Below are 6,497 nucleotides of genomic sequence, written 5' to 3' on the forward strand. Positions count from 1 at the left end.
ATGACCGACAAGACCCTCGCCGGCCGCCTCGCGGTCGTCACCGGTGCCTCGCGCGGTATCGGCCGCGCCGCCGCTCTCGCCTATGCCGCGGCCGGCGCCCACGTGATCGCCGTCGCCCGCACGCAGGGTGCGCTGGAGGAACTCGACGACGAGATCCGTGCGCTGGGCGGCACGGCGACGCTCGTTCCGGTGGACCTCAAGGACGTCCCGGCCATCGACCGGCTGGGCGCCGCGATCCATGAGCGCTGGGGCAAGCTCGACATCCTGCTGGCGAATGGCGCCATCCTGGGTCCGATCTCGCCGCTGGGCCACGTCGAGCCGAAGGCGTGGGACGACATCATGGCCGTGAACGTCACGGCCAACTGGCGGCTGATCCGCTCTCTCGACCCGCTGCTGCGGCGGTCCGACGCCGGCCGCGCGATCTTCGTGACCTCGGCCGCCTCGTGGAAGAACGCAGCCTACTGGGGCCCCTACGCCACCTCGAAGGCGGCGCTGAACACGCTGGCGATGACCTACGCCGCCGAGACGGCGACGACCGGCGTCAAGGTGATGCTGGTCAACCCGGGCCCGCTGCGCACGCGCATGCGCGAGATGGCGATGCCGGGCGAGGACCCGATGACCCTCCAGCCGCCGGAGGCGTTGGCGCCGCATCTCGTGAAGCTGGCCGAGGCCCACTGGGGCGAGACCGGCCGGATCTTCGACTTCCCGTCGCTCAGCGTGACGAGCCTTCGCACGCCGGAGTGAGGCCGGACGCCCGGCTCAGTCCTTGTCGTAGGGATTGTCGCTCGTCTTGAGGCTCAGCCGGATCGGCGTGCCGGGCAGCGAGAACGTCTCGCGCAGGCCGTTGATCAGGTATCGCTGGTAGCTGTCGGGCAGCGCATCGAGCTGGTTCCCGAAAAGCGCGAAGTGTGGTGGCCGCGCCTTCACCTGCGTCATGTAGCGAATCTTGATCCGACGGCCGGCCACGGCGGGCGGCGGGTGGGTCTCGAGCACCCGGGACAGCCACTTGTTGAGCCGCGCCGTCGAGATCCGGGTCGACCAGACCTCGGCCGCGTCGAAGCAGGCCTGCATCAGGCGGTCGACGCCGTCGCCGGTGAGGCCCGAGACGGGGACGAGCTTCGCGCCCTTCACGTTCGACAGCAGCCGCTCCGAGTCCTCGGTCAGCCGCTTCAGGCGGCCGGCGTCGCCCGCAACGAGGTCCCACTTGTTGACGGCGACGACGAGTGCCCTGCCCTCGCGCTCGACGATGCTCAGGATCGCGAGATCCTGCTTCTCGAACGGGACCGTCGCGTCGAGCAGGAGCACGACCACTTCGGCGAAGCGGACTGCCCGCAGCCCGTCGGCGATGGAGAGCTTCTCGAGCTTGTCCTCCACCTTGGCGCGCTTGCGCATGCCGGCGGTGTCGAAGAGCTTCACCGGCCGGCCGCGCCACGCCCAGTCGAGCCCGATGGAATCGCGCGTGATGCCGGCCTCCGGCCCCGTGAGAAGCCGCTCCTCACCGAGCATCCGGTTGATCAGCGTCGATTTCCCCGCGTTCGGGCGCCCCACGATGGCGATGCGCAACGGGCGCTCCGCCGCCTCGGCTTCGCTCGCGGCGTCTTCGTCCTCGGCCTCCTCAACCGGGGCCGTCGCCTCCGGAAGCGCTTCTCGCAGCGCGTCGTAGAGGTCGGACAGGCCCTCGCCGTGCTCCGCCGAGAAGGGAATGGGATCGCCGAGGCCCAGCGAAAAGGCGTCATAGGTCTCCAGCTGACCGGCGCGGCTCTCGGCCTTGTTGGCAAGCAGGATCACGGGCTTGCCGGCGCGGCGGACGAGCTGGGCGAAATGCCTGTCGGAGGGCGTGATGCCGGTGCGCGCGTCGATGACGAAGAGGATAGCGTCGGCGTCCTCCAGCGCCTCTTCCGTCTGCATCCGCATGCGGCCGGCGAGCGAGGCGTCATCCGCCTCCTCGAGGCCGGCCGTGTCGATGATCGTGAACTCGAGGTCGCCGAGGCGCGCCTCGCCGCTGCGGCGGTCGCGGGTGACGCCGGGCTGGTCGTCGACGAGCGCGAGCTTCTTGCCGACGAGCCGGTTGAACAGCGTCGACTTGCCCACGTTCGGCCGGCCGATGATGGCCACCGTGAAGCCCATGACGGCTCTCCAGGCGTCGGCCCCGAGGGGCTCAGGACGCGGGTTTGACGGGTCCTGCCCGAACGATGGCCAGCAGCAGGTCGGCCCGCTGGCGCAGCGAGGCTGGCGCTTCGCGGTCGGTGACGATCGCGTCGAACCACTTGCCGGCGCCCTCGTAGTCACCGGCCTTCAGCGCGGCGAGGCCGAGCAGCTCTCGGGCATTCCCCGCGAACGCGTTGCCCTGGACCAAAAGCGGATCGAGCCGCGTCTTCAGGTCCGCCGGAGACGCCGTATCCGCCAGCAGGAGCGCAGCACGCAGGCGGGCGATATCGCGCAGGAGTTGCGGAAGCCCACCATCCGCCACCAGGGCGTCATAGGCCTTCACCCCGGCCTCGGGGTCCGACTTGCCCTGCTCCGCAGCCAGGACAAGGCGCGAGAGCTGCTCGTAGCCCTTGGGGCCGGAGGACGCGAGGCTCTTGAGGTCCGCCTCCGCTTCGGCCGCGTTGCCGGCCTTCACCCGCTCGATCGCCGCCTCGTAGCGCGCGCCCGCCGCCTCGGACTGCTTTGTCTGCCAGTAGACCCAGCCGCGCCAGCCGGCCGTGCCGGCGACCGCCAGCAGGGCGAGCGCGATGACCACGTTGCCGTACTTCTTCCAGAACTCCACCGCCCTGTCGCGGCGGACGTCCTCGTCGATCTCGCGGAAAATGTCGGCCATGGCCGTGGTCGATGCTCCTTCGTGGCCCGCATGCCCCGCCGGAAAAGGCGGTCATGGCGCGCGTTTCGGGCGCAGCACGTAGCATGCGCGCCCGCCTTTGTCATGCCGGGCGGCCCCCTCGGATGCCCGCGAGCACCCGCGGACGGGCCGCAGGTCAGAACTGGAAGACCGGGACGCCGATGAACCAGGGATGCAGCTTGATGAGCGCGCCCCATGCCACCGTGCCGGCGACGATGGCGATGACGTCGTTGCGGCCGAAGCCCGGCGGGATGTCCTTGCCCGCGTCCGGCTGGCGCCGCTTCACCGAGATGCGGTCATAGACGGCCCAAGCGAGGAGCGAACCGAAGAGGATCAGGGAGCCCAGATCACCATTGGCGAGGAGATGAGCGAAGGCCCAGATCTTCACCCCGACGAGCATCGGGTGCTTGAGCCGCCGCTTGATTTCCCCCGGTCGCTGCGCGAACAGGGCGACCAGTGCGGGCCACATGAGCAGCACCGTCAGGTGCGAGAGGCCGCGCGGCGGCGTCCACAACTGGACGTACCCCCCCTGCCGGTACAGGCCGAACCCCCAGGCGATGAGGACGATCCCCACGATCGAGGCCAGCGTGAACGCGCCCTTGTAGCCTCCCTCGCCCAGGCGTCCCACGAGAGACTGGCGCGTCGTCACCAGGGTCGGGACCGAGTGCGCGCCCAGAAACAGCGCCAGTCCCACGATCATCACCAGAAGTCCCATGCGTCCGTCCCTTGAACATGCTGCCGCGGCCGCCCTCCCGGGCGCACGGTTCAGCAGAGCTTAACCTCAGGCTGCCAGTGTGCCAGCATTGCCTGCATTGATTTTTCGTACCTGTTTCAGAATCGGATTGCTTCCGTGGCCTTTGCCGCCAGCCGGGCCGACGCCCTGTCGCGCCTCACGCAGCTTCTGCCCGACCGCGACAGGATGGTGGTCGAAACAGACGGCGCCGTCCGGGACGTCGCGCTGCAGCTCGTCACACGCTTTTCCATCGGGGATACGTGGATCGACGTCGACGCCCTCCCGGGCGAGGAGGAGGAAGGCTGGCGCAGTGTCGACGAGGCGTCCCTGTCCGCCCTCGCCGGCACCTGGATCCAGCTCGGCGCTCCCGTCCGCCGGATGAGCGACTACATCGCCGTGGCCCTCCTGCGCGTGACGGCGGCACGGATCGTGGCGAGCCTCGCGAGAGAGCGGCGTCGGCTCAGGATGGCCCGCATCGCATTGCACGCTAGCTGCGGTGTCCTGACCGTCCTGCTCATCGGATCCGGAGCCGTTCTGCGTGCTTTCGGGCATCACGACTCACAGGTCTTCGTCGGAGGACTGGCCGGAACCATCGGCGTCTGGCTCGCCTGCTCCGCGGTGTTCGCCGGTCGCCAGCGCATGCACGACGGACGAAGCGCCGCGGTGATGGGCCTCTTCGTCCGCCGCGTGCAACAGGCTGCGACGGAAATCGAGGAGCAGCGCGCGGACAGGGCCGTGGTCATGCGCCGGCTCAGGGGGTTGGACTCGGAGGGACGGCTGCCGGAGCAGCTGTGGCCCCTGCTGGGAGCTCCTGTCGCTCCAGGGTTGTGGGAGGGCGCGGCCCGCACGACGCAGCGGCGAGGCTGAGCCCCCGGTCACTCCCACTCGATCGTGCCGGGCGGCTTCGAGGTGATGTCGTAGACGACCCGGTTGATGCCGCGGACCTCATTAATGATCCGGGTCGCAACACGGCCGATGAAGCCCATGTCGAAGGGGTAGAAGTCTGCCGTCATCCCGTCGACGGAGGTGACGGCGCGCAGGGCACAGACGTGGTCGTAGGTGCGCCCGTCGCCCATCACGCCCACGGTCCGCACCGGGAGCAGCACCGCGAAGGCCTGCCAGATGTCGTCGTAGAGGCCCGCGCGACGAATCTCCTCGAGGTAGATCTCGTCGGCAAGGCGCAGGATGTCGAGTTTCTCGCGCGTGATCTCGCCGGGGATGCGGATGGCGAGGCCGGGGCCCGGGAACGGATGGCGCCCGACGAAGGCCTCGGGCAGTCCGAGTTCGCGGCCGAGCGCCCGGACCTCGTCCTTGAACAGCTCGCGCAGCGGCTCGACGAGCTTCATGTTCATGCGCTCGGGAAGGCCGCCGACATTGTGGTGCGACTTGATCGTGACAGAGGGCCCGCCGGTGAACGACACGCTCTCGATGACGTCGGGGTAGAGCGTCCCCTGCGCCAGGAAGTCCGCGCCGCCCACGGCGCGCGCTTCCTTCTCGAAGACCTCGATGAACAGGCGGCCGATGGTCTTGCGCTTGACCTCGGGGTCGGTGACGCCGGCGAGCTCGCCCAGGAACGTCTCCGACGCGTCCACGTGGACGAGCGGGATGTTGTAGCTGTCGCGGAAGAGGGCGACGACCTTCTTGCCCTCGCCGAGCCGCATCAGGCCGTGGTCGACGAAGACGCAGGTCAGCTGGTCGCCGATCGCCTCATGGATCAGCACCGCCGCGACGGCCGAGTCGACGCCGCCGGACAGGCCGCAGATCACGCGCCCCTTGCCCACCTGGGCACGGATGCGCTCGATCGCCTCGTCCTTGAAGGCCTTCATCGTCCAGTCGCCGGAGCAGCCGGCGATGCGCTTCACGAAGTTGCGCAGAAGCGCCGCGCCGTGCGGCGTGTGCACCACCTCGGGGTGGAACATCAGGCCGTAGTAGTGGCGCTTCTCGTCGGCGATGACCGCGAAGGGTGCGTTCTCCGACGTGCCGTAGCGCGTGAAGCCGGGAGGCAGCCGCGTGATGCGGTCCCCGTGGCTCATCCACACCGGATACTGCTCGCCCTTGCGCCAGACGCCGTCGAAGAGCTCGCAGGGTTCCAGCACCTCGACCCCTGCCCGGCCAAACTCGCGGTGGTGTCCGCCCTCGACCTCGCCGCCCAGTTGCGCGGCCATCGTCATCTGGCCGTAGCAGATGCCGAGCACCGGGACGCCGCTCTCGAAGATCGCCTGCGGCGCGCGAGGGCTGCCCGCCTCGTGCACCGATTCCGGGCCGCCCGAAAGGATCACGGCGCGCGGCTTCATCTCCGCGAACGCCTTCTCGGCCGACTGGAAGGGCACGATCTCGGAGTAGACGCCCTCTTCGCGCACCCGGCGCGCGATGAGCTGCGTCACCTGGCTGCCGAAATCGACGATGAGGATCTTGTCGTGGCGATGCTCGGTCATGCGCCCTGACTACGGCAATCGATCCCGCGCCGCAACACGGGCCGGGACGCTGCGGCGCGCTGGCCACAGGCTTGCGGCGTCAGCGAACGCCGGGGCGCCGGAAACGTTGACGGCGCATCGAAGCCACGAAGCCCGGAGCATTCCATGCACACCCCCATCGCCCCTCTCGTCGCGGCGGCCGTCGGCCTGATCGCGCTGGCAGCCTGCACCCAGACCCAGGAACGCGTCTCCGGCGCCGGCGTCGGCGCAGCGACCGGAGCCGCGGTCGGCGGGCCGGTGGGCGCGGTCGTCGGCGGCGTCGCGGGTGCGGCCACGGGCCCGACCGTCGCGTCCGCCGCGGGCGTCCCGAGGGCGGGCACGACGGCGACCGTGAAGCGCAAGAAGGTGCGCCGCACCCGCACGACGCAGCCTTACTAGGGTCTGTACTCAATAAGGTCTAGCGGCGCGGTGGCGATGCTGATTCAAGGCTTCTGGAAAGGAGCCTTGTCAT

General features: G+C 69.7%; 7 protein-coding genes. 3 read left to right on the forward strand and 4 right to left on the reverse strand.

Annotation, left to right across the window (positions count from 1 at the left end; translation table 11 throughout):
* The gene (locus ACX9GQ_RS19915) at positions 1 to 744 is read left to right on the forward strand and encodes an SDR family NAD(P)-dependent oxidoreductase (protein ID WP_459631333.1); all 744 of its coding nucleotides are present in this window, start codon (positions 1 to 3) and stop codon (positions 742 to 744) included.
* A 15-nt stretch (positions 745 to 759) separates the two neighbouring features.
* On the opposite strand, the gene der is transcribed toward ACX9GQ_RS19915, so the two are convergent.
* The 3 genes from der to ACX9GQ_RS19930 all read right to left on the reverse strand — a co-directional run bounded on the left by der (position 760) and on the right by ACX9GQ_RS19930 (position 3,554).
* Positions 760 to 2,127 carry a ribosome biogenesis GTPase Der gene (der, locus tag ACX9GQ_RS19920; RefSeq protein ID WP_459631334.1) on the reverse strand — a complete coding sequence of 456 codons (1,368 nt, stop codon included), beginning with the start codon at positions 2,125 to 2,127 and terminating at the stop codon, positions 760 to 762.
* A 31-nt stretch (positions 2,128 to 2,158) separates the two neighbouring features.
* On the reverse strand, positions 2,159 to 2,821 hold the full coding sequence (locus tag ACX9GQ_RS19925; RefSeq protein ID WP_459631335.1) for a tetratricopeptide repeat protein: 663 nt from the start codon (positions 2,819 to 2,821) through the stop codon (positions 2,159 to 2,161).
* A gap of 154 nt (positions 2,822 to 2,975) precedes the next feature.
* Positions 2,976 to 3,554 carry an NnrU family protein gene (locus ACX9GQ_RS19930; RefSeq protein WP_459631336.1) on the reverse strand — a complete coding sequence of 193 codons (579 nt, stop codon included), beginning with the start codon at positions 3,552 to 3,554 and terminating at the stop codon, positions 2,976 to 2,978.
* A 135-nt stretch (positions 3,555 to 3,689) separates the two neighbouring features.
* Between ACX9GQ_RS19930 and ACX9GQ_RS19935 the strand changes: the two genes are divergently transcribed.
* Positions 3,690 to 4,439: a hypothetical protein gene (locus ACX9GQ_RS19935; RefSeq protein WP_459631337.1), complete on the forward strand. Its 750-nt coding sequence runs from the start codon at positions 3,690 to 3,692 to the stop codon at positions 4,437 to 4,439.
* Between the two features lie 8 nt (positions 4,440 to 4,447).
* On the opposite strand, the gene guaA is transcribed toward ACX9GQ_RS19935, so the two are convergent.
* Positions 4,448 to 6,007: a glutamine-hydrolyzing GMP synthase gene (guaA, locus tag ACX9GQ_RS19940; protein WP_459631338.1), complete on the reverse strand. Its 1,560-nt coding sequence runs from the start codon at positions 6,005 to 6,007 to the stop codon at positions 4,448 to 4,450.
* Positions 6,008 to 6,151: 144 nt separating this feature from the next.
* Here guaA and ACX9GQ_RS19945 point away from each other — a divergent pair, with 144 nt between their 5' ends.
* Positions 6,152 to 6,424 carry a hypothetical protein gene (locus ACX9GQ_RS19945; RefSeq protein WP_459631339.1) on the forward strand — a complete coding sequence of 91 codons (273 nt, stop codon included), beginning with the start codon at positions 6,152 to 6,154 and terminating at the stop codon, positions 6,422 to 6,424.
* Positions 6,425 to 6,497: the final 73 nt, after the last annotated feature.

Source organism: Alsobacter sp. R-9 (genome assembly GCF_054612375.1).

What these genes read in the sequence shown, in the direction of transcription:
- ACX9GQ_RS19925 (WP_459631335.1), bottom strand. Translation starts at nt 2,821, where the DNA reads ATGGCCGACATTTTCCGCGAGATCGACGAGGACGTCCGCCGCGACAGG.
- der (WP_459631334.1), bottom strand. Translation starts at nt 2,127, where the DNA reads ATGGGCTTCACGGTGGCCATCATCGGCCGGCCGAACGTGGGCAAGTCG.
- ACX9GQ_RS19930 (WP_459631336.1), bottom strand. Translation starts at nt 3,554, where the DNA reads ATGGGACTTCTGGTGATGATCGTGGGACTGGCGCTGTTTCTGGGCGCG.
- ACX9GQ_RS19945 (WP_459631339.1), top strand. Translation starts at nt 6,152, where the DNA reads ATGCACACCCCCATCGCCCCTCTCGTCGCGGCGGCCGTCGGCCTGATC.
- ACX9GQ_RS19915 (WP_459631333.1), top strand. Translation starts at nt 1, where the DNA reads ATGACCGACAAGACCCTCGCCGGCCGCCTCGCGGTCGTCACCGGTGCC.
- guaA (WP_459631338.1), bottom strand. Translation starts at nt 6,007, where the DNA reads ATGACCGAGCATCGCCACGACAAGATCCTCATCGTCGATTTCGGCAGC.